The following is a 23,771-nucleotide window of genomic DNA, read 5'->3' as shown; positions in this document are numbered from 1 at the left end:
CGTCGCGGGACCGCCGAGGGACCGGCCCGAGCCGCCATGATGGAAACCATGTCGATCCCCTCCGAGCCCGTCGACGTGCCCGCGCGCGTCCGGATGCTCGCCCGGGGGGCGGCCCTGGTGCCGGTGTGGCGCAACGATTACGGCGGACTCACGTTCCGCAGCGACGCGGGCGAGTTCATCAAGTACGGCCCCCTCAACGCGGAATCCTCTCTGGCGGACGAAGCCGTGCGTCTGGGCTGGGCGGCGCGGTACACGACGGTCCCCACCGTGCGCGAGACCGGGACGGACGGACGGCACGAGTGGCTCGTCACGGCAGCCCTTCCCGGCCTCTCTGCTGTCGATCCCCACTGGCGCGCGCAGCCGGAAGTCGCGGTGCGGGCCGTGGGCGAGGGCCTGCGCGCGCTCCACGACGCCCTGCCGGTCGACGACTGCCCCTTCGACTGGTCGGTCGCCTCGCGCCTGGCCCGCGCCGCGGAGCGCGGCATCGTGGTCGACGCGACGCTCCACGAGCCACCGACGATCGACCGACTCGTCGTCTGCCACGCCGACGCCTGCTGCCCGAACACCCTCCTCGGCGAGGACGGCCGATGGCTGGGGCACGTCGACCTCGGCGTGCTCGGCGTCGCCGACCGCTGGGCCGATATCTCCGTCGCGGCGATGAGCACGGGCTGGAACTATGGACCGGGCTGGGAAGACGCCCTCCTCGACGCCTACGGCATCGACGCCGACGAGGAACGGATGGCGTACTACCGGTCTCTGTGGAACGCGACCTGACCGGTCGCGCTCGGGACGCGGGACGAGAAGGAAGCCCTCCGCCGCGGAGGAGTCAGCCCGCGCCGAAGACCGGACGGAACGACCCCGTCGCCACCGCCGCCGCCAGCGCGATGGCGGGGATCGCCAGCGCCGCGACGATCAGGACCACATCCGCCCGGACGAGTCGCGACGGACGCGCCCACGTACGCGGACCGGGCGCCCCGAACGCCCGCGCCTCCATGGCGGTGGCCAGAGCGGAACCACGGCGGATCGCGAGCACGAGCAGCGCGAATGCCATCCCTGCCACGCGCCGGACCCGCCCCGCGTCGGCGACACCGCGGGCCCGGCGGGCCAGGGCGAGGGCCCGCCAGTCCTCCGCCAGCAGGCCGAGCATCCTCATTCCCGCCAATCCCCCCAGGACGAACCGTGCCGGCAGCCGCAGCACCTGCGCGAGCCCGTCGGCGAGGTCGGTCGGGTCGACGGTGACGAACAGGACCACGGCGGGAAGACCGATGGCGAGGACCCGCAGCATCGCGGAGAGCCCGAGAAGGATCGACCCCTCGCTGACGTGGACGAACAGCCACTCGACAAGGACTCGTCCGCTCGACTGCCCGTACAGCGAGATCGTCACCGCGGCGGCGGGAGCGGCGATCCACAGGGGCAGCGTCCGGAGCCAGAACTGCCGAGGCGTGAGGCCCGCCGACAACAGCAACGGCACTTCGAGGGCCAGCGCGACGCCCGCCGAGACGGGGTCGATCGTGACGACCAGCGGCAGGGCGATGAGGAGTGCCGCGACGAGCTTGGCGACGGGATGACGGCGAGCGACGATGCCCCGTCGGGCAGGCGTGGACGTGGGGACCGTCATGCGCCGGCTCCCCCGGCACCGTCCGCACCGACGGGGTCGGGGAGGGGGAATCGGCGGGCGGCCAGAGCGTCGAGAACCTCGTTGTCGTGGCTGATCGCGGCGATCGCGAGCGGCCCCTGTTCGTCCACGCCGTCGCGGAGGCCGGCGATGATCGCGACGAGCTCCGCCCAGGTCCGGGCGTCCTGGCCGAATGTCGGCTCGTCGAGGACCAGCACCCGGGGGCGGGTCACGAGCATGGCCGCGACCGTCAGGCGGCGCTTCTCTCCGCCCGAGAGCGTGTAGGGGTTCGCGGCGGCGAGCGGCGCCAGGCGAAGCCGGACGAGCGCCTCGTCGACGCGGGCGGCGACCTCGCGTTCCTCCAGGCCGAGGGCCCGGGGGCCGACGGTGAGTTCTTCGCGGACGGTCGAGCGCAGGAGCTGGTGCTCCGGCTCCTGGAGCACCGTGCCGATCCGGGTGAGCAGGGACGCCGAGGTCCACGCCGCGGGGTCGTCGGTGCGCGGGCCGGTGCGCGGGCCGGTGGACCGTCGGCGCAGTGCGCGGAGGCCGAAGGCGCGGCGGGTGAGGTCGGCGCCCCGGGAGAGCTCGCCCGCAGCCCGCACGTCTCCCTCGACGGCAGGAAGGAGACCCGCGAGGGTCAGCCCGAGAGTGGACTTGCCCGCGCCGTTCGCGCCGACGATCCCGACGACCTCCCCCTCCCGCACGTCGAGGTCGAGGGGCCCTGCGACCGGAACGCCGGGCGAACGGCCCACGACGAGGCCTCGCGCAGAGACGAGCGATCTCCCCACGGCGGTCACGGGGCGCTCCGGGACCGGGGGACGGATGCCGGGCAGCCAGACCCCCGCCGCGGCGAGCTCCGGCCCACGGTCGACGAGGACGCGGTCGGGCGGGCCGTCGGCGATGACGCCGCCCTGCGCTCCCAGGACGACCACGCGGTCGACGAGGGGAAGCCACACGTCGACGCGATGCTCGATGACGACGAGGGTCGCCCCGGTGGCGGCGACCACCCGCGCGACGGCGTCCCGGACCTCCGTCACCCCGACCGGGTCGAGGTTGGCGGTCGGCTCGTCCAGAAGAACGACGCCGGGCCGCATCGCGAGCACACCCGCGAGGGCCAGTCGCTGCTTCTGCCCGCCCGAGAGCGCCGAGGTGCTGCGGTCGAGTGCGACATCGAGCCCCACGGCATCGAGCGCCGCCGGCACCCGCCGCCAGATCTCGTCGCGCCCCACTCCGAGGTTCTCGCACCCGAAGGCGACGTCGTCGCCGACCCGAGAGAGGATCGTCTGACTGTCGGGGTCTTGCAGCACCATCCCGGCACGCCCGCGCGTCGTCGCCGCCGGCACGCCGTCGATGAGCAGCGCGCCGAGTTCCTCACCCTCGTCGTGACCGCCCAGCACACCGCCGATCCCCTGCAGCAGCGTGGACTTCCCGGCGCCGGATGCTCCCAGAAGCAGCACCCTCTCGCCCGGCTCGATCCGGATGTCGACGTCGCGGACCGCCCACGCCTGCCGAGTCGCGTAGCGCCATCCCCACCCGCGCGCCTCCACGGCGGCGGGCGACGCCGCGACGGTCGGCACGCTAGACGCGTCGGCCGGCGTCGCGCCCGGAGGCGAAGCGAGCCAGCGCTCCGGTACGGGCCAGCGCGCGGGTCACGAGCCACGCACCGAGACCGGCCACAATCGCTCCCGAGATCGTGGTGGCGGCGATGTACACCGTCGTGAACAGGCCGTCGGCACCGGGATACCACAGCACGCGATCGTTGATCCCGCACGCGAAGCCCGCCCCGGCTCCGGCCAGGATCGCGACGGGGAGGCGCCACGACGCATAGAGGAACGCGAGGAACACGAGCTCGGCGCCGGCGCCCTGCACGAGGCCGGAGACGATCGTGAGGGGACCCCATTGGTTGCCGACGAGGGCGGAGATCACCGCGGCGAGAAGCTCTGTGTACAGCGCCGCGCCGGGCTTGCGGATGACGAGGGCTCCGAGCACACCGGCGATGAGCCAGGGTCCCGCCAGCAGCCCCTGCACGCCCGGCAGAAGGGGCTTGAGGAGCGAGGCCGGCCCTTCGTAGCCGATGTTCCAGACGAGGAACACGGCGGCGCAGGCCACGCCGATGACGCTGGCGACGACGATGTCGACGATGCGCCACCGGAACCGCTCGCGACCGCTCCCTCCCGACGATGAACGGACGGTGGACGGGGACGTCACTGCATGCATTTCGTTCTCCTCCCTGCGCCGGCATGATCCGGATCAGGTTCGACGGTCGAAGCGTGGATCGCTTCCTCTCAGCCCGGCTCACCGGACTCCCGTGGTTCTGGCGACGAGTATAGCCCGCGGTACGTTGGCTATCGTGACCTCCCCCGACGCACCTCCCCCGTCCCGGCGCGCGCTGCGGAGGCAGGCGCAGGAAGCGAGCGGCGGCGCGACGGCGCACGACGCCGCCGCCGAGGAACGCGTGGCACCCGCCGAGGAGCAGGTCGCACCCGCCGGGCAGCGCGTCACACCCGCCGTCGAGCAGGCCACGGCCGAGGAGCACGACGCGGCCGTCGACGACGGGATGCTCGACGAGCCGGAGTCCCTGAGCGGGAGGATCGCCCTGGCGTGGATCGACCCCGACATCGTCGCCACCCGGGTCGCTCCCCGCGACCTCACGGCCGCCTCGGCGCCCTTCGTTCCTGTCCTTCCGCCGCTCATCCGTCGCCGCCGCTCGCGAGTGCCCCTGCTGGTGACGGCGGCGGTCCTGATCGCCCTGGTGGGCGGATACACCGTCGCGACGCAGACGTGGTCGCTCGATGCGGTCGCGCCCACGATCGCCGCCGCGGAAGCGCCGCGTCTGGAGGCTCCCGCGTCCGCACTGTCCTGGCCGGCCGAGGGCGACGCCGCCGTCGGCGTCGCGGGCATCGACGCCGTCGCCGCGTCATCGCCCGACACCGCGCCGATGGCGAGCATCACCAAGCTCGTCTCCGCGCTCATGGTGCTCGACGAAATGCCCCTGGCAGAGGGGGAGACCGGGCCCTCCCGCACCGTCACCGCGGCCGACCGCGCCACGTATTGGGCGTATGTCTCGCGGGGCGAGTCAGCGCTTCCCGTTCCCGTCGGCGGCACATTGACGCAGTACCAACAGCTCCAGGGTGCCCTCATCGCGTCGGCCGGCAACTACGTCGCGATGCTCACGGAAGAGCTCTGGCCGGCGGACGCGGAGTTCGCCGCGGCCGCCCGCGACTGGCTCGATCGCCACGACCTGTCGGGCGTCCAGGTCGTGGAGCCCACCGGCATCGATCGGGAGAACACCGCCGACGCGGCCTCTCTCATCCGCCTCGCCGAGATCGCTGCGCAACAGCCGGTGATCGCCGAGATCGCAGCCACCCGGACGGCGGAGATCCCGGGCGTCGGCGAGATCGAGAACACCAATCCGCTGCTCGGCGATGACGGCGTGATCGGGCTGAAGACCGGCGGGCTCGTCGGGAACTACAACCTGCTCGCCGACGCCGAGGTCACGGCAGCCGGACAGGCGGTGCAGGTGTCGGTGGCCGTCCTCGGCCAGCCGACCGAGGAGCTCCGCGCATCGGAGACCGCGGCCCTCCTCCAGCAGGCCGTCGCCGAGCTCCAGACCCCGCACGCGCTGCCCGCCGGAACCGTGGTGGGAACCGTCTCGACGGCGTGGGGAACGCGTGCGGAGGTCGCGACCACGACGGAGGCCTCCGTGCTGCTCTGGAACGGCGCGACCGCCACCGGGGAGAGCACGCTCGACCTGGGCGACGCGCGCACGGCCGAGGACGTCGTGGGAACCCTCACCTTCACCGGCCCGCTCAACGCGGCGACCGTCGATGTCGCGCTCACCGGCGACCTCGGTGAACCCGACGGCTGGTGGCGATTCACTCATCCGCTCCAACTCTTCGGCCTCGCCGGCTGAGCCCGCTCCACGGCAGCGCCCCCGGGTCCGACCCGGCCCCGTCAGAAGGGCCAGATCAGCGGAACGTAGACCACGGCTGTCAGGAGGAAGACGACCATCAGCGGCAGACCGAGGCGCCAATAGTCTCCGAACCGATACCCGCCCGGCTGCATCACCATGAGGTTCACCGGGGTGGCGATGGGAGTGAGGAAGGCGGCGGCTCCGGCCACGGTGAGCGCCATCAGGAACGGCAGCACGCTCGCATCGAGCCCGTCGGCCACCGCGACGGCGATCGGTGCCACCACGAGCACGGTCGCGACGTTCGAGATGAACTGGCCGAGGATCATCGTGAGCACGCACAGGACGAGCAGGGCGATGTGCGGTGACGAGTCGCCGATCACGCCGAGCACGACATCGGCGACGGAGCCGGCGGCGCCCGTCGAGATGAAGGCCGACGACAGCGGAACCATCCCGGCGATGAGGATGACCGTGGTCCACGACACGGCGCGATAGGTCTGCGGAATGGTGAGGACGCCGCTCAGCACGAGGGCCCCCGCCGCCAGGAGCCCGGCGACGACCGGGGGAACGAGTCCCGTCGCCAGCAACAGCACCATGACCGCGAGCACGACGAGGGAGCGTCGCGCGCCCCGGCCGAGCGGCACCGCGCGCTGGAGCGATCGCGGCGCGGTCACCGCGATGACATCGGGCGATGCGGCGTAGCGGTCCAGCGCATCCCACGGCCCCTGCACGAGCACCGCGTCGCCGGCGCGGAGCGTGAGCGATCCCGCCACCGCGGCGCCGCGCGACGTGTTGGGGCCGTCCTCTTCTCCGCGACGCACCGCGAGGATCACGAGGTCCTCGCCTCTCGTGGTCATCCCGGCGCAGACAGTCCGTCCGATCAGCGGCGACCGCGGGGCGATGAGCACCTCCAGCACGCCCTCGGTGACGCTGAACAGCGAGCCGGTGTCGAGGTCGACGTCGTACGCGTCGCGGAGCGTGCGGGCGTGGGAGCGGGGGTCGGGGGCGGCATCGGCGAAGTGCTCCGCCACCCGCTCCGGGAGGAGCCGGTCGCCCCACGCGAGGACGATGAGGGTCGTCGCGATCACCAGCGGCGCCCCGACGAGAGCGAACTCGAAGAACCCGAAGGCGCGGCCACCCGCTGCCTCGGCTGCCTCCGAGACGACGATGTTGACGGGGGTTCCCGCGAGCGTCAGGAGGGATCCGGCGCTGGCGGCGAAGGCGAGCGGGATCAGCAGCTTCGAGGGAACGATCCCCGCGCGCACCGCCACGACGACGACGACGGGGAGGAGAGCGGCCACGGCGCCGTTGATGCTGATGAAGGCGGACAGAGCCGCGGCCAGGAGCGCGACGATCACGATGAGCCTGCCGCGCCCGGACCCCGCACGCCGGATCACCTGGTGGCCGAGCCATGCGGTGACCCCGGTCGAGTCGAGAGCCTCGCTCACGACGAACAGGGTCGCGATGAAGACGACCGTGGGATCCCCGAAGCCCGACAGCGCCTCGGGAAGAGTGAGGACGCCGGTGGCCCAGAGCGACACGGCGACGCCGAGCGCGACGATCGCCAGGGGCACCCGGGAGCTGACGAACGCCACCACGGCGGCCACGAGGATGACGAAGGTCCAGGCGGCGGAGTCCATGGATCGACTCTACGGCGGGGCTCCACCGCGGCGGAGGGCGTGGGCGCGGCGCGGGCTGCGTTCGCGTCGTTCAGACGAAGCGCACGGTCTGCTGCAGCCGCGTGCGGATGTCGAAGAGCTCGTTGCCGCCGATCGCTCGCGCGCCCGCGATCCCGCGGCGGAGCACGGTGGACAGCGCCGACCGCGCGACGACGACCGCGGGCAGACCACGCACCCGTCCCAGCTCCTCGATCGCCGCCGGGGCGTCGTCGTCGGGGAGGACGACGATGACGCCGCTGAACTTCACTCGGGCCGAGCGGCCAAGACCCCGGGCGCGCCCGACGGTCGCCGCGACCGGGGCTCCGGAGACGGACTCGCCGATGATCTCTCCACGACGGACACGCACCGCGCCGCCGAAGTCCTCCGAGAGCACGGCGTACAGGCCGCTCGGACCCAGGACGACGTGGTCGATCTTCGCGTCGGGATCCCGCGGGTCGGCGGCCACGTCGTGCCACACGGTGTAGCCCATGCCGAGGTCGGCCACGATCCTCGCCGTCGCCTCCTCGGCGAGCGCGTCGGCGAGGAGGCGGCGAAGCTCGCGCGGAGCGGTCCGGACGAGAGCGGGATCGTACGGGTCGTCGAGGGTGACGCCGCGACCCGCCCACTCACGCATCAGGGTCAGGTAGCGTTCCCGGCGCCAGCCGCCCGGTTGGCCGAAGGAGCGCGCGCGTGGACGGGTGTCGGCGCGAGCGGACGGCGGCCGCCACACCGGACCGCCTTCTCCCGGAGCGTCGGCGGGAGCGAACGAGGGCGAGATCGACGCTCCGAAGCCGTGTCCGCGGTCGTAGGCGGCGCGCGCCGCCGGCGTCCCGATCAACTCCCAGGCTCGCTGCACGTGGACGAAACGCGTGGCATCACCACCCGTGTCGGGGTGCGTCTCTCGCAATCGCGAGCGGTACGCCCGACGGAGCGTCTCCTCGTCGACGTCAGGGGACACCCCGAGCACGTCGTAGGCAGAGGCCGAGAGCGGACTGTCGAACACCGGGTCCTCAGCTCCACAGAGGAAGGTCGGGCGTGAACGCGAGCGCCTCGGCGCCGATGCTCTCCGGCAGATCGTCGAACGATGCCGGCTGCCACCGCGGAGAACGGTCACGGTCGACGAGTTGCGCCCGGATCCCCTCTGCCAGATCCGGCTGCGTCGCCGCGAACCACATGACGAGGCCGTACTCCTGAGCGAGAGCGGCGCGAAGGTCGGGAAGTCGCCGGGCCGAACGGACGGCGGCGAGGGTGACGGCGAGGGCCGTCGGAGACAGCTCCTCGAGCGTGGCGACGGTCTCCGCGGCGTCCGGCTCGGGTCGGTCGCGGAGACGGGCGAGGATCTCGGGCACCGTGTCCGCAGAGAAGGCGTCGTCGATCCAGCGGCGTGCAGCCGGGAGGCGCGACGGGTCGGGAGTCTCGTCGAACAGGAGGACGAGCTCAGTCGGCGTGTGCGGATCGGCACGAGTGACGAACGCATCGTGGAGATCGGCCAGGCGATCGGACGGGACGAAGTGGTCGGCGAACCCGGCGTAGATCGCGTCGGCGCCGTTCATCGATGCGCCGGTGAGCGCGAGGTACTCCCCCACTCGTCCGGGAGCGCGGCCGAGAAGCCAGGAGCCGCCGACATCGGGCGTGAATCCGATGCGGGTCTCGGGCATCGCGAGCGCGGAGCGTTCGGTCACCACCCGCACGGCGGCGTGACCGGCCAGTCCGACGCCGCCCCCCATGGTGATCCCGTCGGCGATCGCGATGAGGGGCTTCGGATACTCGGCGATCCGCGCGTTGAGCGCGTACTCGGCCCGGAAGAAGCGCGCCGTCTCGGCGGCCTGGCCTGCGACGATCTGAGAACGGAGCCCGCGGACGTCGCCGCCGGCGCAGAAGCCCCGGTCACCGGCGCCGTCGAGGAGCACCAGCGCGATGTCGGGGTGCGACTCCCACTCGTCGAGCGCGGCACCCAGGTCTTCGATCATCCCGAGATCGAGGGCGTTGATCGCCTCCGGCCGGTCGAGCGTGGCATGCCCGACGCTCGAGTCGGCGACCGCACGGATCCGCGACGTGGACGCAGACGGGGTCGGGGACGCGTCGCTCACACGTTCACGCTACCCGAGGCGCGTCGGTGGCCGGGTTCCCTCCGTCGCGCCTCGGGGCGCTCACCCGCCCTCGGCCCGCACCGCGATGTACGGGTCGACCGAGAGCGAGCGGCGCGTCGCGAGCGTCGCTGCTCCCGCGCTGGCGAGGAGGCTGATGAGCGTCACCCCCGCCGAGATCAGCACGGGCTGCCACACCAGGTCGCCCAGCGCCGGTTCGGCCCCGATCTGTTCGGCTGCGGCGACCGACAAGAGCGGCACGAGCGCGATCGCCACGAGAGCGCCCGCCACGGCACCCAGCCCGGTCACGAGCAGGCTCTCCGTCGTGATGAGCGCGCGGATGTCCGCCACCTGCCATCCGTGCACACGGAGGAGAGCGAGATCGCGGAGCTGCGCCCGCACCGACGCCGCGACCCCGGTGAGGGTCGAGACGACCAAGAGCAGCAGTCCCACGAGGGCTACGACCGCGGTCGCCGCGGGGAGGAGCGAGAACACCCCCGGAAGCAGTCCGAGGCGGTCTGCCAGGGGGCTGGCGGCGAACCCTCGGGCGCGGAGGTCGGCAGTCAGGGCGGGAACGGCCTCTCGGTCGCGGGCGACGACCAGCGCGGAGCGCACTCCACGCTCATCGAGGTATGCGCGCGGTGACAGCCCCTCCCGCGCCGCCACGAGCTCCACCGCGGTGTCGACGTCGGTGAGGGCCACGGCCGGCCCGTACACCTGCCATGAAGGATCGTAGGTGCCGCTCACCGTGAGTCGTCGCGATGCCGATTCCCCCTCGTCCATCCCGGTGCGGGTGGTGTACCCCACCTCGAGGTCGTCGCCGACGAGGGCGGTGAAGTCGACGCCCTGTGCCGCGCTCGGTGCGACGAACTCGCCCGGGCCGGGAGGGGCCGTGACCCCGGGCGGTGCCTGCGACGCTTGGAACGCCACGACCGGGAGCACCCAGCCTCCGTCGGCCCCGTAGATCGACGCGCCGTCGATGGCGGGCTCGACCGCCGCGACATCGGGGAGCCCGGCGAGCAGATCGAGCGCGCTCCCGGTCAGCGGACGCGCATCGGCAACGTCGGTGCGCAGCTCGAGCACTGCGAGGCTTCCGCCGCCCACCTCGCCGGCGGTCACGGTCGACAGGACGTTCCAGAGCAGCGCGCCGAGCGTGGCCGTCAACAGCACGGTCATGAACCCCGCGATGACGAGGGGAAGGGCGCGATGCTCCCCTCGACGGACACGCAGGAGGGCCCATCCCAGTGTGGTGCGAAGCGTCTTCCTCGTGGTCACGGCGTCGTCCGTTCCTTCGTCAGGGTGAGGATGCGGTCGCACCGGTCGCGCACCGCGTCGTCGTGGGTCGCGACCACCACCGCGGTGCCGCTGCGGGCGGCGGCACGCAACGCGCGGAGTACGACAGCCGTGCTCTCGGCATCGAGGTTTCCCGTCGGCTCGTCGGCGACGATGACCGCGGTCTCGGAGGCGATCGCCCGCCCGAGCGCGAGCCGCTGGCGCTGTCCACCCGAGAGGGCGCCGGCGGGGCGATCGGCGACATCGTCGAGGTCGAGCAGGCTCAACACCCGGCGGGCGCGCGAGCGGTCGCCGCGGCGGGGGATGCCCCACGCCGCCGCCACGTTCTCCCACGCCGTCAGATAAGGATGCACGGCATGCGTCTGGAGAACGAAGGCGGCACCGTGAAACGCCGGAGAGAACCGCACGCGGCCACCGGTCGGGGTGAGGAGTCCTCCGATCAGCCCCAGCAACGTGCTCTTGCCCACCCCCGAAGGACCGACGATGCCGAGCATCTCGCCCGCGCGGACCTCCGCGTCGAACGGTCCGAGCTCGCGCCCCGCCGCGCGCGGGTACGTGTAGCGCGCCGCCTCGACGACGACCACCGACTCACTCTGCGTCGCCTTCACGAAGCTCCTCCCGCCCGGATCGGGCCGAGCCCGACGCTGAGGTCGAACGAGACCTGGCTGAGCCGGCGCGTCGTCTCGATGCGGCCGCGCGTCCGGTCCTTCGCCGTGTAGAGGCCGTCGTCGGAGCGGGTGAACCCGGCCTCGACCGCCTCGTCGAACGGCTGCTGCAGCCAGTCCTCGTCCCGATCCGGCGTGGCACCAGCGGTGGCGGCGACAATGCCCGAGAGGCAGTACGCCGTGTCGATGTCGCCGACCCGGAGGGCGGCGAGCACGTCGTCGGTGAGTGCGCGCGGATCATCGACGACCCGGAGGGGCTCCTCGTCATCGCGTCGAACGTGGAGGCGAACCACGGCGCTGTCGATGCAGGGGTCGTCACCTCGCCGCGCCACCGCGGCAGCCAGGCTACTGCCCGCGCCCGCGGGAACGACCCCGAGGTCAGCGGCCGTCTCGATCACGAGCACGGGGCGCGCGGAGTCACCCGGGTCGAGGGCGGCAGGGCTCTGCCGCAGGAGATCGATCGCCCGGGCGCGGACATCACCGCACGGTGACGACGTTCGAGCGGCGAGCGCGCAGACGCGGGCCGCACCGAGGACGGCGTCGCGATCCCCAGCGCCGACGGCGGCTTCCGCCGCGGCGTCGAGGGCGCGGGACGTCTCCGTCGCGAGACGCGCTTCCTCCCCCGCCAGACTCCGCGTGCGGATCACCGCGGCCGTCGTCCACGTGCCCTCGGTCGGCGAGCCGTCCGGGAGGGCTCCGTCGAACCCCACGACGCCTCGGTCGTGAAAGAGGCCGTCCTCGCCGATGAAGCCGGAGAAGTCGAAGGAGGCCACCGGGCGCTCCGGCGCGCACGCCGTCAGGAGACTCACCACCCCCACGGCGAGCACGGCGCCGAACAGGGTCCCGCGCGGGCTACGCATGGAGACCCAGATCGGCCGCCGCTGCCGCGATCGACAGCGGCGCCAGCTGTTCATTCATCATCAGCAGTCCTTCGTTAGAGAAATCCAGAGGGGGGATGGAACGGTCGGCTGCGTCTCCGTCGCGTCGCGGTCCCTCATCGCCGAGCCGAGAGATCCAGGAGAGGTCGCAGTAGTCATCGAGCCGTCCCCCGATGACGGCGTCGGCGAAAGCGCGTCGCGCCTCCTGCAACACGTCGTCGGGCCACCCGCCGGGCGCCGCCGCCTCGCGGAACAGGGAGACCTGCCGCCGGGCACAGGGTGCCGTCACAACCGCGGCGATGCCGTCGATGAGCCGGTCGACCCCGTCCGGATCGGCCCCGCGCACCGTGGCGAGCGCGGCCAGCAGACCGTCGAGCGTCGGTGTCTCGGGCGTCACCGCCGCCGCGAGGAGCTCCGCGTCGGCGAGCCCCGCCGCGGCGAGGTCGCCGCAGTCGCCATCCACGAGAAGGCAGCCCTGCAGCACGAGGAGGGCGTCGCCCGATCCTGGGCGCGCTGTCTGGATCATGCGTTCGACGACGGCGACCGATGTCGACGGCGGTAGCTCGGTGCCACGAGCGTGGAGCAGCCGGAGACCTGCGACAGTACCGCTGAGAGACCCGGCGACCAGTGGACGACGCAGGTAGCTGCCGTCGGACAGCCGCCTGTCGTCGAGGCGCCCCTCGAGCACCGCGCGCGCGTCCGCGACGACGCCGCGGCCCCCCACAGCTTCGCGTTGAGCGATGACGCGGGCGGAGGTCACGAGCACGGGCAGGTCGATCGCGTCGAGCGCGTCGTCGACCGCGCACCGGACGAAGGCAGGGACGTCCTTCTCCGGAACTGCGTGGAGCAGAAGCAGCGCTCCCGCCTCGATCGCCGTGCGATCGTCGCAGTCCGCCGGCGGAAGACCCGGCAGGATCGCGCTCACGACGCGGCCCGCGGACGCTTCCGGGGACACCCCCATAGACCGGCGCACGTCGACCCATTGCAGCGCGAGCGCCGCGTTGGCGGCGACGGCGGACCGCATCCCTGCCGCCGAGACGACCCCGTCAGCGACGGCATCGACATCGCTGAGGCACCACGAGACGTGCGCTGCGGCCACCAGTTCGAGGGCATCGCCGGGCTGCGACTGCGCGGTTGGCTCCGGCGCCGTCGCGAGGAGGGCATCGGCATCCCGCGCGAGACTCGCCGCGGTCGGCGCCGGCAGGACCTCTCGCATCCTCTCGGCACCGACGGAGCCGCATACGAGGTGCGCTTTCCACAGCGCATCTTCCTCGTCGGTCTCCCAGAGCTCCCGCCAACGCTCGGCATCGGGTGAGGGCACCGCGGAACCGAGCGCTCGGCCGATATCGATCCCGGCCACGGTCTCGACGAGGGTCGCCGTCGAGAACGCGTCGATGGCGACATTGGAGAGCAGGCCGTCAGCGCCCTCGAACGGCGTCAGGTCTCCCCAGACACCGTCGAGGCCACCGTCGGGCGGGGCGGGGGGCGCGCACGCGGTCAGCATCATCGCCGCCACCGCCGCGACGGCGCAGGGGAGGACACGGGCGCCGATCACACCCCCACGCACGCGCTGGAGCTCGCACGAACGCCCGAGACCTCCGCATACGCGCCGGAGCACAGACCCAGCGCGACGATCGACCACGTCGCCGAGGCGCTGCCGGAGTGATCGGAGATCCACGTCTTGTAGTTGGTCCAGACCAGGTTGCGCGCCGAACCGCTCGTACCGGCCACGGTGACCGCACCCACCGTCACCGTGCCGATGCCCCACGCATTGAAGTCGGCGGTGTTGCGGATCTTGGACACCTTGTACGCCTTACCCGACTTCAGCGCCTTCGCCGAGGTCTGGAAGCCGCACGACGTGAGCCACGTGTTGCAGAGCCAGACGTTCGCCTGAATCACGGCGCCCGTGCCCGGCAGCTTCGCCGAGGACGAACTGCTCACCGCCGAGGCCGGGACGGCCACACCGCCCAGCGCCACTGCCGAGAGCACCACTGCTGCGATCGTGTTGCGGATGCCACGTCTCATGATTCGATCTCCTCTGTTCGATCGGAGAGAGGGCGTCAGTCCCTCTCATAAATGAGTACCAGATGCCTCACTTTAGCTGCGCCGCCGACGGGCCCGCGGAGTTGTCCACACCCCGTCGTCGCCCGCCTCTTGGGGGCTCGCCGCCACGCTCCGCGCGGCGCCGCGCGGAATCCGACAGGATAAGAGGACACCCCCGCAACGAGAGGCCGCCCATGCCCGAAGGACATGTGCTCGAGTTCACCGACGTCACCAAACGCTTCGGCGCCGTGACGGCGGTCGACGGATTCACCGCCCGAGTGGAGCCGGGGGTGGTCACGGGATTCCTCGGCCCGAACGGAGCCGGCAAGACCACGACCCTGAGGATCCTGCTCGGACTCATCTCGGCGTCCTCGGGGAGCGCGACGATCGACGGGCGTCGTTACCGTGATCTGTCGCACCCGCTGCAGACGGTCGGTGCAGCCCTGGAAGCGTCGAGCTTCCACCCCGGACGCAGCGCCGCGAACCACCTCGCGGTCTACGCCGACGCCTCGGGGATCCCCCGCTCCCGCGTCGACGAGGCGCTCGGCACCGTCGGACTGGCGGATGTGGCCGGACGCAAGGTCGGCGGCTTCTCGCTCGGCATGCGCCAGCGCCTCGGCCTCGCCTACACGCTGCTCGGGGATCCGGGCGTGCTCGTGCTCGACGAGCCCTCCAATGGACTGGACCCCGAGGGCATCAAGTGGATGCGCGGGTTCCTCCGGGACCTCGCGGCGCAGGGACGCACCGTGCTCGTGTCCTCGCACCTGCTCTCCGAGATCCAGCAGACGGCACAGTCACTGCTCATCATCGCCCGCGGCTCTCTCGTCTTCCAGGGCACGATCGACGAGCTCACCGCACAGGACGAGTACGCGACCATCGTCGATGCCCCCGACCGCGCAGCCCTGGGCGCCGCGCTTTCGGCGGAGGGACTCTCCTACGACACCCTCCGAACCGGGTTCACCGTGCGCGGGGCGGACCCCGTGCGCGTCGGCGCCGTCGCCGCAGCCGCGGGTGTCGCCCTCTCGGCCCTGCAGCGGCGCGGACCCGCACTGGAGGAGGTCTTCCTCGACCTCGTCAACGGCGTGCGGGTACACCAGCCGGCACCGCCATCGGCGCCGGCCACGGTCGACCTCGACGCCCTGCCTGCCCCCGCCGCCGCTCCCGTCGCAGACGCACCCCCGCCCCCCGTGGAGGTCGGCGCCGACTCCGAACCGACCGCTGCGCAGGAAGGCGGTGAGCAGCGATGAGCCTCGTCCGTGCCACACGCTCCGAGCTGACCAAGCAGTTCTCCACCTCGATGTGGTGGATCCTGGGGCTCGTTCTCGTCGCCTACGTCGGCAGCACGGCAGGCGGCCTCGCCGGGTTCTTCGGCGCCGTCGCCACCGGCGCGATCCCCGGCGGCTCGACCGACATGTCCGCGATCCCCGGGGGCATGCTGCCTCCGCTCATCTACAGCCTCGCGACCGCGGTCGGCTACATCTTCCCCCTGCTGATCGGCACGCTGCTGGTCACCGGCGAGTTCCGCCACAAGACCCTCACCCCGACGTTCCTCGCCACTCCACGCCGCGCCACGGTGCTCGCGGGCAAGGTCGTGGCGGGCATCGTGATGGGCCTCGTCTACGCCCTCGCCGCGCTGGTCTCCACCGTCGGACCGGGCGCCGGGTTCCTCGCGGTCTTCGGCGTCGACACGCAACTCGGCGACCTCGACACCTGGGCGATGTTCGGCCGGATCGCTCTCGCCTTCGCCCTCTGGGTGCTGATCGGCATCGGAGTCGGCACGCTCGTGCGCAACCAGGTCGCCGCCGTGGTGGGAGTGATTGCCTTCACGCAGTTCGTCGAACCGATCCTCCGGACGGTCGGAGCCTTCGTCGACGGCATCGCCGATGCCGCACGGTTCCTCCCGGGCGCCGCCTCCGACGCCCTCGTCGGCGCGAGCCTCTACTCGACGCTGGGCTCAGGAACGGGCGCGGGGAGCGAGCCGCTGGCGTGGTGGGTGGGCGGCGTCGTGCTCCTCGCCTACGCGGCGGTCATCCTGGTGCTGGGCTATCTGACGAGCTGGCGGCGCGACGTCGGCTGACCAGCGCGACGCGGCCCGGCCGCCCGCCACGGCAGAGGCGGCCGGCTCAGGTCGCGGGCGCCGTGCCCGGACGGGGCCTCACCGAGCGGGGACGGCGCGCACGGGGCTTCTCGGAGCCCGGCGCGGAGACCGCCCCGGTCGTGATCTCCGCGACGTCCACCGGTCCGACATCGGCGTCGCGTCGCAAGGCCTGCACGAGCGCGAGCCCGTGCCGCGTCGACAGGACGACCCGCTGGAACTCGATGGGCGAGCCGTCCGTCTCGGCCAGGTCGATGACGACAGCGGGCTTGTTCCGCTGCACGATGACGAAGTCGGAGCCGCCTGCCGACTTCCAAGTGCCCATCGCCATCACCCGCGGTACGTGGGTGCCCGGGGTGGGGACACCCCGCAACCACGTCCAGGCGTCGTCGGTCAGCTGGACGCGCTCGATCGAGGCGCGGTCGATCCGCAAGCTGCCCCGGCGGAAGGCGAACGCACGCTCCACCGGCGAGAGCACGACCTCGAGCTGCGCCGAGTCGAGCAGCAGAGTCACCATGCCCTCAAGTCTGCCAGCGCGAGGCTGCGCGTTTTCTCACAGAGCCCTAACGATCACACCGCCGCTCGGAGCGGAGCGTCGCGGACGGTTTCAGACCGAGAACTCGTCCGTCGCGTGCGGAAGCGGGAACGACGACACCGCGGCGATGAGACCGTCGACCGTCTGCTCGCGCGCGATCACGCTCACGCCCAGACCGGCGCGGCGGGCGTCTTTCGCGGTCCGCGGGCCGATGGCGGCGATCACCGTCTCCTCCGGGATGTCCGGGAACTGCAGTTGCACCTGCTCTGCGACTGATCCACTCGTGACGAGGATCGCGTTGATCCTGCCCGACCGGACATCGGCCGCAATGCGCTCGGTCACCGGCACCCCCACCGTGCGGTACGCCACGACGCTGCGGACGTCGTGTCCGGCCTCTGAGAGACGGCGGGTGAGCACCGGCTTGGCGATCTCGCTGCGCAGGGTCAGGATGCGGCGCGGCTCCGGCTCCAGCTCGATCAGCTGACTGGCCATCCCGGCGGCGGAGTTGTCCTCGTCGGGGACGAGGTCGACGCGGTACCCCACGGCGGTGAGCGCCGTGGCGGTGGTCTCCCCGACGGCGGCCACCTTCGTGGAGGCCGGAATCACGGCGCGGTAGGCGTAGAGCACATCGACCGTGGTGGCGCTCGTGAGGGTCACCCAGTCGAAGGCCCCCGCCGCGAGGTCGGCAAGCGCCCCCTCCAGCGTGGCCTGGTCAGTGGACGGGGCGAAGTTGATGAGCGGCGCGATCACGGGTGTCGCGCCCTGGGCGCGCAGAGTGGCGGCCACCGAATCACCCCAGGGCCCGCCGCGGGGAACGAGCACACGCCACCCCTTCAAGGGTTTCTGCGGCGTGCTCGCCATGCTGTGTGCGTTCATCGTCGACTCTCGTGGTGCGTGGGGTCGGACGCACGAACAGCGCCCGACAATGCGAATACCCGGACGCTCGGATGCGCGTGCGCTCGGGTGTGCATCGCCGGCAGCATCCGCCTCATTGCCACTGCCTGTAGATGGATACTACCCCCGGGCGTCGGACCCGGCGTCTCGCGACCGGGGGTCACCGGGTGTAGAGGCGCACCAGCCCCCACACCGCAAGCCCGGCCACGGCAGCCGCCCCGACGACGCCGGCGACCGCTCCACCGGGATTGCGGCGGGCGAACCGGCGCGCGCGGACGACGCCCCGATCGGTGGCCCGGGCGACGCGCTTGGGCACGTTCGCCTTCTCTTCGATGGCCGCCAGGGCCGCCTTCAACTCGACGCGGGCCTTCTCCACCGGATCGGTGATGCCGATCGGCACTGCCGTGCGGGGCAGCGGAAGCTCAGAGCTCATCGAACGACTCCTTCACGATGCGGCGGTCGGTGGCGATGGCGCGGACCGGGTTCTCCGAACGGCTGAGCCGCCGGAAGCGTGCGATGCCCAGAAGAGCGAACACCACGACGCCCAGCAGGGCGATCCCCACGACGATCAGACTCGCGACCCAGGCCGGGATCCACGACGACAGCCCGATGATCGTGAACGCGCCCAGAGCCGGCAGCGACCAGAACAAGAAGAACAGCGCGACGAGGAACCAGGCGCCTCCCATACCGGCGTTCTTGCCGGCACTGGCGAGCCACTTCTTGGCGGAGTCGATCTCCGCCATCACGAGGTTGCGGACGAGCTCGGGAACCTCGCCGAGGAGGGTGAGCAGGCTGTCGTCCGCGCGATCGCGGAACCCGCGAGGTGTGGTCATCTCAGCTCTCCGCGGCCTTCTGGACCTCGTCGGCCACCTCCGCGGACGCCCGCTTCACTTCGGCGGCGGTCGTCTTCGCGCCGCGGGAGACGTCGTCGGCGGAGTCGCGTCCGGCTTTGATCGCCGCGTCGAGCTTCTGCCCCGGCGTCTTCTTGTTCGCGGCGGCGCGGGTGATCTTCACCGCGCCGTCCCAGACGGCGCTGGGCAGGGCCATCGCGGCCGACTTGCCGAGGTCGGCCACCTTCTCCACCTGCCGCTGGACCGGGTCGGTGTTCCACACCTTCAGGAAACCGGTCTTGATCTGCTCGTACCGCTCTCGTCCGGCACGCGAGCCGAGCACGTAGCCTGCCGCGAGCCCGACGACGATTCCGATCTTGCCCCTCATGGGGTCTCCTCACGTTGGTGGCGGTGATGCGTAGGTCCCTCCAGGGTAACGCCGTATTCCGTCTCCGGCATGACCCCCTTTATCGCGGGCGGTCATCGTGCTAGGAGCCGGCTCCCGACGCAGCGGAATCTCCCGCGTCATCGACGGCTACGGCCTCGTCCCCCCACAGGGCACGACGTCGTATCCGTCCGACCTCGGCGATGGCGTCCGCGACGACGTCGCCGAGATCACCTCCCGCGATCGCCGCTCCGACGAGGGCGAGGCCGGGCACGGATCGCGTGGCCACGCGCACGTCGTCGGCGCGTCGACGCTGGTCGAGCTCTCCCTCGGCCGCGCGACTCACCGACCGATGGACGGAGGCCGACACGGCGCCGGGCGGGATGGCACTGCCCACGGCATCGGCGAGGGCGTGCAGAGCGTCGGAGAGCGCGTCGGCCGCCGCCCGCCCCGATCCCGTGAGGACGATGCGGGCGATCGCCTCGGCGGCAGACCGGCGCTCGGCCTCGGGCACGGCGATCCCCTCCACGAGCACGGCCCCGCCGCTCCCGCCGGGGAAGACCTGATGACCAGGGGCGAGCGCGACATCGCCGCGGAGGAGAACGACGTCGTGCGCGGCCGGGGAGGCGAGCGCGGGCAGGTCGATCGTGCCGGACAGGAGGCGGCCCGCGTCGGGAGCGCCCGTGGCGACGACGACGACATCCGCCCGAAGCACCGTCGCGGCGGTATCGTTCCCGGTCTGCTCCGCGTCGGTGCCTTCCGCCGCGTCGCGGGAGGCCGCCTCGTCGGGAATGTCGAGGAGGATCCGCCAGTGGTCGCCATCGCGCGCCAGCTCGGTGACCGGCGCGTCGCGGAGCACGCGCACCGCGTGTGTCGCGAGCGCGTCCGCCAACGCGTCCGCGAGGGCCGCAACTCCCCCCTCGATCGTCTCGCGGGCGCCCTGTCCCTGGAGAGCGTCGATCGCGCCGGCGAGCGATCCGGTACGCGTGAGCGCCGTACCGAGTCCCGGGGCGACCGCTTCGACATCGACGCGATCGGGCTCGAGTCCGAGCACGCCACGGGTGACGGGAGCCACCATCCGTTCGGCCACGCGCTCGCCCATCCGGGTACGCACGAGCGCGCCGAGGTTGCGTTGATGTCCGATGGTCAGCGGGGGTCGCAGCCGATCGAGGTAGGCCCGCCACACCCCGCGCCACCCGACGATGCGCCGCACCGCGGGGTCCCAGGCGTTCGCGGGAATCCCGAGCACGGCGCCCGCCGGCAGTGGGTGCACACCGTCGGCGCCGCCCACCGCACGTGACGGCTCGACAACCGGGCGGAGGCGAGACCCCAGACCGACGTCATGGAGGAGAGCCCGGAGCGCCGTCGCGCCCGCGGCGAAGGAGTCCACGGCGACATCGACGCTCACGCCGTCGAGATCGACGCCCTCCACCTCGTCGCCCAGCCGACCGGTCGCCTCGAGAAGAGTGACGTCCATCCCGACCTTTGCGCATTCGAGGGCGGCGACCAGTCCTGCGACGGATCCTCCGATCACGACGACGCGGGTGCTCTGCGCGCGGGAGATCAGGTCGCTGGGATCGGGCATGATCCCATCCTCCGCCATGGCCGCGATCGGGGCATCCCGCGGACGGAGGATCGGTGTCACGATGGAGACATGGCCCTGCACATCACCGGTGACGCCGACGCCGACCGCCTCCTGACCGACGATCCCCTCGCCCTGCTCGTGGGCATGCTCCTGGACCAGCAGATCGCGATGGAAACCGCCTTCACCGGTCCCCGGAAGATCGCGGACCGCACCGGCGGCGGCGATCGCCTCGACGCGGGTGCGCTGGCCGGAGCCGATCCCGACGATCTCGTCGCGGTCTTCCGGGAGACCCCCGCGGTGCACCGATTCCCGGGATCGATGGCGGCGCGCGTCCAGGCGCTCTGCCAGGCGCTCGTCGACGAGTGGGGCGGCGACGCGGCAGCCCTGTGGCGCGATGCCGACGGCCCCACGGTGCTCCGGCGTCTGAAGGCCCTTCCGGGCTTCGGCGATCAGAAGGCCAAGATCTTCCTCGCCCTCCTCGGAAAGCAATACGGCTTCACCGGGGATGGATGGCGAGAAGCGTCGGCACCCTACGGAGAAGAGGGTTCGTTCCGTTCCGTCGCCGACATCGTCTCGCCGGAGTCGCTCACAAAGGTCCGTGAGCACAAGCGTGCGATGAAGGCGGCCGCCAAGGGATCCTGACCGGCTCTGGAGTCTCCGGCGCTCCACGGCTGGGAGCGCTCTCCCCCGAAGCAGCCTTCGATCGCACGACACCTGCTCGTCGCTTGCCTCGCGACACCGTCATGCGCCAGGGTGGACCTGCGCCCGATCGGGCGGAATGTCCCCTCAGGAGCACTGCATGAAACACCGCGCTGCGGCCATCCTCGCCTGCCTGTCCCTCGTCACCGCGGGCGCCATCGTCCTCCCAGCCGGCAGCCCGGCCCCGACCGCATCAGCCCGTGACGCCGGCCTCGCGGCACCCGTGCAGGCGGTCCAGCCGCTGCCGGGCGGCGAGCTTCCCGGGATCCCCACGCGGGAGCCCCGCCGGGTGATCCCGACGGACGCTGCCGCGAGCGACCTGGGGCGTGTGGACGCAGGGGTCGGAAACGGTGCCCTGGCCACGGTGGTCGACGCCTTGACGAAGGACCGCGAACTGCCGACCGATCTCGCCGACAAGGTCCGTCTCGACGGCGATCGCGTGCGGGTCGAAGTCACGTTCACGAACGAGAAGGCGGCGCGAGCCGCCCTCGACCGCGCGGAGGGCACGGACATCGCCGTGATCACCGACGGTCTGCTGGCGGCGTCGGTTCCCGCCGAGGAGATCGCGAACCTCGACGCCGATCTCGCGGTCGACAGCGTCGCGCTTCCCGCCTTCTCCACGCCCGCCCCGGAACAGCGCATCGAGATCGTCCCGGCGACCGTGGGATCCAACGGCGGAGACGTCTACACCAAGACCCAGATGTCCCGCTGGCACCAGCGCGGGCTGAGCGGGCGGGGGATCTCCGTCGGCATCATCGACTACTTCGACAAGTCCACGTGGAGCTCCGCCCAGGCCACCAAGGACGTCCCGGCCGCGGCCGGCACCTTCTGCCAGTGGGGTGGTCGTTCCTGCAGCGTGTTCTCCTCGCCGAGCCCGGACCGCCACGGCGTCGCCGTCGCCGAAGCGATCCACGACATGGCCCCGAACGCGAAGCTCTACCTCGCGACCGTCGCCACGAATGAGGACCTCAAGAAGGCCATCGACTACTTCGCCAAGAACGGCGTGAAGATCATCAGCCGCTCACTCGGTGGCTTCTACGACGGCCCCGGCAACGGCACGGGTGCGTCCGCGAAGCTCGTCGACTACGCCGTCAGCAAGGGCATGGCGTGGTTCAACTCCGCGGGGAACTCCGGCGCGTACGCCGTGAGCTCGGGAACTGACAAGCTGCTCGTCGGCGGCTACTGGCGCGGTGCGTGGCGCGACACGAACAACAACGGCTGGATGGAGTTCGCGCACTATCCGCTCGACGCCAACGGCGCTCCCACGGGCGAGGTCCTCTACTACGAGACGATGTACGTCTACTGCTCCCCGTACTTCCGTCTGCGGTGGAACGACTGGGGTTCGAGCAAGACCGACTACGACATCTTCCGGATCAACCCCGACGGCTCGGCCATGACCCCGGGATACTCCCCGAACAAGCAGACGAAGTCCGGCGTCGCGCCGCTGGAACTGCAGAACGGCAGTGACGACTACTTCCGGTGCGACACGAACCCCAGCGAGGACGGCTGGATCGAAGTCGGAATCCGCAAGATCGCCAACGGGAACGGCACGAGCGACGACGTCCTCGAGCTGGCCGGCAACTCCGCCGACATCCTCTACACCGCGTCCTCCCCGGGGAGCGCCGGTGAGGCGTTCATCGACAGCAAGAACAAGGGCATGGCCGCCGTCGGCGCGGTCGACCCCGTCGCGGGCGTCGCCATCGCCGGTTACAGCTCGCAGGGGCCGACCAACGACCGGCGCGTGAAGCCGGAGATCAGCGCCGGCTCCAACTTCACGAGCCGCGCGTATGCCTCTCAGGGCGGTCGCTTCAACGGAACGAGCGCCGCGACGCCGGTCGTGGCCGGTGCCGCCGCGGTCGTGCTGGAGCGCTTCGACGGGATGAAGCCCGCGGCCCTCATCGACTATCTGCGCAAGAACCAGACCGTCGACCGGGGAGCGGCGGGCACCGACAACGTCTTCGGCAGCGGTGAACTGGTCATGAAGGATCTCGCGGTCGCCCGCTTCACCGCGACACCCGCTCCGAAGATCACCGGGACCCGCGCCGTGGGCTCCAAGCTCACGGTCAAGACCTCCTGGACTCCCGCCGTGAAGTCGGCGAACTACCAGTGGTATCGCGGGTCGAAGGCGATCTCCGGCGCGACGAAGTCGACGTACGTCCTGACGAAGGCCGACGCCGGCAAGAAGATCCGCGTGCTCGTCACCGGCAAGCGGCCGGCCTTCACCGAGGTCAAGAAGTACTCGGGATGGACGATCGCCATCGCGAAGGTCTTCACCAAGAAGCCCGGCCCCAAGGTGACGGGAACGGCGAAGGTGGGCCGCACCCTCACGGCGAAGCCGGGGACGTGGTCGCCCAAGCCCAGCAAGATCACCTACCAGTGGAAGGCCAACGGCAAGGTGATCAAGGGCGCGACGAAGAAGACCTACAAGATCAAGTCGGCTGATCGCGGCAAGCGCATCACGGTGACGGTCAAGGTGAGCAAGAAGGGCTACCTGACCACGTCCAAGACGAGCGGCAAGACGGCCAAGGTCAAGCGCTGACCTGACGACGTCGACGACGACGCCCCTCCGCGCATCGGTCGCGGAGGGGCGTCGTCGTCG

23 protein-coding genes and 1 riboswitch are annotated in these 23,771 nt (G+C 71.8%); of the genes, 6 read left to right on the top strand and 17 right to left on the bottom strand.

Features of this window, described 5'->3' with window-relative positions; translation table 11 throughout:
* The first annotated feature begins 48 nt into the window (after window positions 1-48).
* Window positions 49-774, top strand: coding sequence for an aminoglycoside 3'-phosphotransferase (locus AVP41_RS14680; RefSeq protein ID WP_067166276.1), 726 nt, complete (start codon window positions 49-51; stop codon window positions 772-774).
* Window positions 775-826: 52 nt separating this feature from the next.
* Here the strand turns inward: AVP41_RS14680 and AVP41_RS14675 are convergent, their stop codons facing one another.
* The 3 genes from AVP41_RS14675 to AVP41_RS14665 form a co-directional block, all read right to left on the bottom strand.
* A complete protein-coding gene (locus AVP41_RS14675) occupies window positions 827-1,618 on the bottom strand; it encodes an energy-coupling factor transporter transmembrane component T family protein (RefSeq protein ID WP_067166273.1) in 792 nt (263 codons plus the stop codon).
* Window positions 1,615-3,192 carry an ABC transporter ATP-binding protein gene (locus tag AVP41_RS14670; protein ID WP_197464367.1) on the bottom strand — a complete coding sequence of 526 codons (1,578 nt, stop codon included), beginning with the start codon at window positions 3,190-3,192 and terminating at the stop codon, window positions 1,615-1,617. Before AVP41_RS14670 ends, AVP41_RS14675 begins: the two co-directional genes overlap by 4 nt.
* 1 nt (window position 3,193) lies before the next feature.
* A complete protein-coding gene (locus AVP41_RS14665) occupies window positions 3,194-3,832 on the bottom strand; it encodes an ECF transporter S component (protein ID WP_067166270.1) in 639 nt (212 codons plus the stop codon).
* Window positions 3,826-3,935: riboswitch (TPP riboswitch) on the bottom strand. It overlaps the preceding gene by 7 nt.
* A 30-nt stretch (window positions 3,936-3,965) precedes the next feature.
* On the opposite strand from AVP41_RS14665, the gene AVP41_RS14660 reads away from it, so the two are divergent.
* The gene (locus AVP41_RS14660; RefSeq protein ID WP_067166257.1) at window positions 3,966-5,528 is read left to right on the top strand and encodes a hypothetical protein; all 1,563 of its coding nucleotides are present in this window, start codon (window positions 3,966-3,968) and stop codon (window positions 5,526-5,528) included.
* Between the two features lie 41 nt (window positions 5,529-5,569).
* On the opposite strand, the gene AVP41_RS14655 is transcribed toward AVP41_RS14660, so the two are convergent.
* The 8 genes from AVP41_RS14655 to AVP41_RS14620 form a co-directional block, all read right to left on the bottom strand.
* Window positions 5,570-7,165 (bottom strand): SLC13 family permease, encoded by a 1,596-nt coding sequence (locus AVP41_RS14655; RefSeq protein ID WP_067166254.1) that lies wholly within the window; start codon window positions 7,163-7,165, stop codon window positions 5,570-5,572.
* A gap of 70 nt (window positions 7,166-7,235) precedes the next feature.
* Window positions 7,236-8,186, bottom strand: coding sequence for a J domain-containing protein (locus AVP41_RS14650; RefSeq protein ID WP_067166251.1), 951 nt, complete (start codon window positions 8,184-8,186; stop codon window positions 7,236-7,238).
* A 7-nt stretch (window positions 8,187-8,193) separates the two neighbouring features.
* The gene (locus AVP41_RS14645; RefSeq protein WP_082829279.1) at window positions 8,194-9,273 is read right to left on the bottom strand and encodes an enoyl-CoA hydratase/isomerase family protein; all 1,080 of its coding nucleotides are present in this window, start codon (window positions 9,271-9,273) and stop codon (window positions 8,194-8,196) included.
* 60 nt (window positions 9,274-9,333) lie between these two features.
* A complete protein-coding gene (locus tag AVP41_RS14640) occupies window positions 9,334-10,545 on the bottom strand; it encodes an ABC transporter permease (RefSeq protein WP_067166248.1) in 1,212 nt (403 codons plus the stop codon).
* Entirely contained in the window at window positions 10,542-11,171 is a 630-nt protein-coding gene (locus tag AVP41_RS14635) for an ATP-binding cassette domain-containing protein (protein ID WP_067166245.1), read from the bottom strand. Before AVP41_RS14635 ends, AVP41_RS14640 begins: the two co-directional genes overlap by 4 nt.
* Window positions 11,168-12,088: a hypothetical protein gene (locus AVP41_RS14630; RefSeq protein WP_067166242.1), complete on the bottom strand. Its 921-nt coding sequence runs from the start codon at window positions 12,086-12,088 to the stop codon at window positions 11,168-11,170. Before AVP41_RS14630 ends, AVP41_RS14635 begins: the two co-directional genes overlap by 4 nt.
* A complete protein-coding gene (locus AVP41_RS14625) occupies window positions 12,081-13,661 on the bottom strand; it encodes a hypothetical protein (RefSeq protein WP_157532530.1) in 1,581 nt (526 codons plus the stop codon). The genes AVP41_RS14630 and AVP41_RS14625 overlap by 8 nt, the downstream gene beginning before the upstream one ends.
* A complete protein-coding gene (locus AVP41_RS14620; protein ID WP_067166236.1) occupies window positions 13,658-14,131 on the bottom strand; it encodes a hypothetical protein in 474 nt (157 codons plus the stop codon). Before AVP41_RS14620 ends, AVP41_RS14625 begins: the two co-directional genes overlap by 4 nt.
* Before the next feature lie 212 nt (window positions 14,132-14,343).
* On the opposite strand from AVP41_RS14620, the gene AVP41_RS14615 reads away from it, so the two are divergent.
* Window positions 14,344-15,396: an ATP-binding cassette domain-containing protein gene (locus AVP41_RS14615; RefSeq protein WP_082829278.1), complete on the top strand. Its 1,053-nt coding sequence runs from the start codon at window positions 14,344-14,346 to the stop codon at window positions 15,394-15,396.
* Window positions 15,393-16,226: an ABC transporter permease subunit gene (locus tag AVP41_RS14610; RefSeq protein WP_067166232.1), complete on the top strand. Its 834-nt coding sequence runs from the start codon at window positions 15,393-15,395 to the stop codon at window positions 16,224-16,226. The genes AVP41_RS14615 and AVP41_RS14610 overlap by 4 nt, the downstream gene beginning before the upstream one ends.
* 46 nt (window positions 16,227-16,272) lie before the next feature.
* On the opposite strand, the gene AVP41_RS14605 is transcribed toward AVP41_RS14610, so the two are convergent.
* From AVP41_RS14605 to AVP41_RS14580, 6 genes are all read right to left on the bottom strand, one after another.
* Window positions 16,273-16,761, bottom strand: a complete 489-nt coding sequence (locus AVP41_RS14605) for a hypothetical protein (RefSeq protein WP_067166229.1) — start codon at window positions 16,759-16,761, stop codon at window positions 16,273-16,275.
* A gap of 90 nt (window positions 16,762-16,851) precedes the next feature.
* Entirely contained in the window at window positions 16,852-17,655 is an 804-nt protein-coding gene (locus AVP41_RS14600; RefSeq protein ID WP_157532529.1) for a uroporphyrinogen-III synthase, read from the bottom strand.
* Window positions 17,656-17,833: 178 nt separating this feature from the next.
* The gene (locus AVP41_RS14595; protein ID WP_067166226.1) at window positions 17,834-18,106 is read right to left on the bottom strand and encodes a hypothetical protein; all 273 of its coding nucleotides are present in this window, start codon (window positions 18,104-18,106) and stop codon (window positions 17,834-17,836) included.
* Window positions 18,096-18,506: a phage holin family protein gene (locus AVP41_RS14590; protein ID WP_067166223.1), complete on the bottom strand. Its 411-nt coding sequence runs from the start codon at window positions 18,504-18,506 to the stop codon at window positions 18,096-18,098. Before AVP41_RS14590 ends, AVP41_RS14595 begins: the two co-directional genes overlap by 11 nt.
* A gap of 1 nt (window position 18,507) precedes the next feature.
* Window positions 18,508-18,891: a hypothetical protein gene (locus tag AVP41_RS14585; RefSeq protein WP_067166219.1), complete on the bottom strand. Its 384-nt coding sequence runs from the start codon at window positions 18,889-18,891 to the stop codon at window positions 18,508-18,510.
* Window positions 18,892-18,991: 100 nt separating this feature from the next.
* On the bottom strand, window positions 18,992-20,473 hold the full coding sequence (locus tag AVP41_RS14580; protein WP_197464366.1) for a protoporphyrinogen/coproporphyrinogen oxidase: 1,482 nt from the start codon (window positions 20,471-20,473) through the stop codon (window positions 18,992-18,994).
* 69 nt (window positions 20,474-20,542) lie between these two features.
* Here AVP41_RS14580 and AVP41_RS14575 point away from each other — a divergent pair, with 69 nt between their 5' ends.
* Both AVP41_RS14575 and AVP41_RS14570 read left to right on the top strand, forming a co-directional pair.
* Complete coding sequence (locus AVP41_RS14575) at window positions 20,543-21,115, top strand: HhH-GPD-type base excision DNA repair protein (protein ID WP_067166213.1); 573 nt, start codon at window positions 20,543-20,545, stop codon at window positions 21,113-21,115.
* 157 nt (window positions 21,116-21,272) lie between these two features.
* Window positions 21,273-23,711 (top strand): S8 family serine peptidase, encoded by a 2,439-nt coding sequence (locus tag AVP41_RS14570; protein ID WP_067166210.1) that lies wholly within the window; start codon window positions 21,273-21,275, stop codon window positions 23,709-23,711.
* Window positions 23,712-23,771 lie beyond the last annotated feature (60 nt).

Origin of the sequence: Microbacterium sp. TNHR37B, from assembly GCF_001620065.1 — a bacterium.
In the GTDB taxonomy this organism is placed as follows: domain Bacteria; phylum Actinomycetota; class Actinomycetes; order Actinomycetales; family Microbacteriaceae; genus Microbacterium.
The sequence above is the reverse complement of the archived record's forward strand: the minus strand, read 5'-3'. Positions and strand labels throughout refer to the sequence as shown.

What these genes read in the sequence shown, in the direction of transcription:
- AVP41_RS14680 (WP_067166276.1), top strand. Translation starts at nt 49, where the DNA reads ATGTCGATCCCCTCCGAGCCCGTCGACGTGCCCGCGCGCGTCCGGATG.
- AVP41_RS14675 (WP_067166273.1), bottom strand. Translation starts at nt 1,618, where the DNA reads ATGACGGTCCCCACGTCCACGCCTGCCCGACGGGGCATCGTCGCTCGC.
- AVP41_RS14665 (WP_067166270.1), bottom strand. Translation starts at nt 3,832, where the DNA reads ATGCATGCAGTGACGTCCCCGTCCACCGTCCGTTCATCGTCGGGAGGG.
- AVP41_RS14655 (WP_067166254.1), bottom strand. Translation starts at nt 7,165, where the DNA reads ATGGACTCCGCCGCCTGGACCTTCGTCATCCTCGTGGCCGCCGTGGTG.
- AVP41_RS14630 (WP_067166242.1), bottom strand. Translation starts at nt 12,088, where the DNA reads ATGCGTAGCCCGCGCGGGACCCTGTTCGGCGCCGTGCTCGCCGTGGGG.
- AVP41_RS14620 (WP_067166236.1), bottom strand. Translation starts at nt 14,131, where the DNA reads ATGAGACGTGGCATCCGCAACACGATCGCAGCAGTGGTGCTCTCGGCA.
- AVP41_RS14615 (WP_082829278.1), top strand. Translation starts at nt 14,344, where the DNA reads ATGCCCGAAGGACATGTGCTCGAGTTCACCGACGTCACCAAACGCTTC.
- AVP41_RS14610 (WP_067166232.1), top strand. Translation starts at nt 15,393, where the DNA reads ATGAGCCTCGTCCGTGCCACACGCTCCGAGCTGACCAAGCAGTTCTCC.
- AVP41_RS14605 (WP_067166229.1), bottom strand. Translation starts at nt 16,761, where the DNA reads ATGGTGACTCTGCTGCTCGACTCGGCGCAGCTCGAGGTCGTGCTCTCG.
- AVP41_RS14600 (WP_157532529.1), bottom strand. Translation starts at nt 17,655, where the DNA reads ATGAACGCACACAGCATGGCGAGCACGCCGCAGAAACCCTTGAAGGGG.
- AVP41_RS14595 (WP_067166226.1), bottom strand. Translation starts at nt 18,106, where the DNA reads ATGAGCTCTGAGCTTCCGCTGCCCCGCACGGCAGTGCCGATCGGCATC.
- AVP41_RS14590 (WP_067166223.1), bottom strand. Translation starts at nt 18,506, where the DNA reads ATGACCACACCTCGCGGGTTCCGCGATCGCGCGGACGACAGCCTGCTC.
- AVP41_RS14585 (WP_067166219.1), bottom strand. Translation starts at nt 18,891, where the DNA reads ATGAGGGGCAAGATCGGAATCGTCGTCGGGCTCGCGGCAGGCTACGTG.
- AVP41_RS14580 (WP_197464366.1), bottom strand. Translation starts at nt 20,473, where the DNA reads ATGCCCGATCCCAGCGACCTGATCTCCCGCGCGCAGAGCACCCGCGTC.
- AVP41_RS14575 (WP_067166213.1), top strand. Translation starts at nt 20,543, where the DNA reads ATGGCCCTGCACATCACCGGTGACGCCGACGCCGACCGCCTCCTGACC.
- AVP41_RS14570 (WP_067166210.1), top strand. Translation starts at nt 21,273, where the DNA reads ATGAAACACCGCGCTGCGGCCATCCTCGCCTGCCTGTCCCTCGTCACC.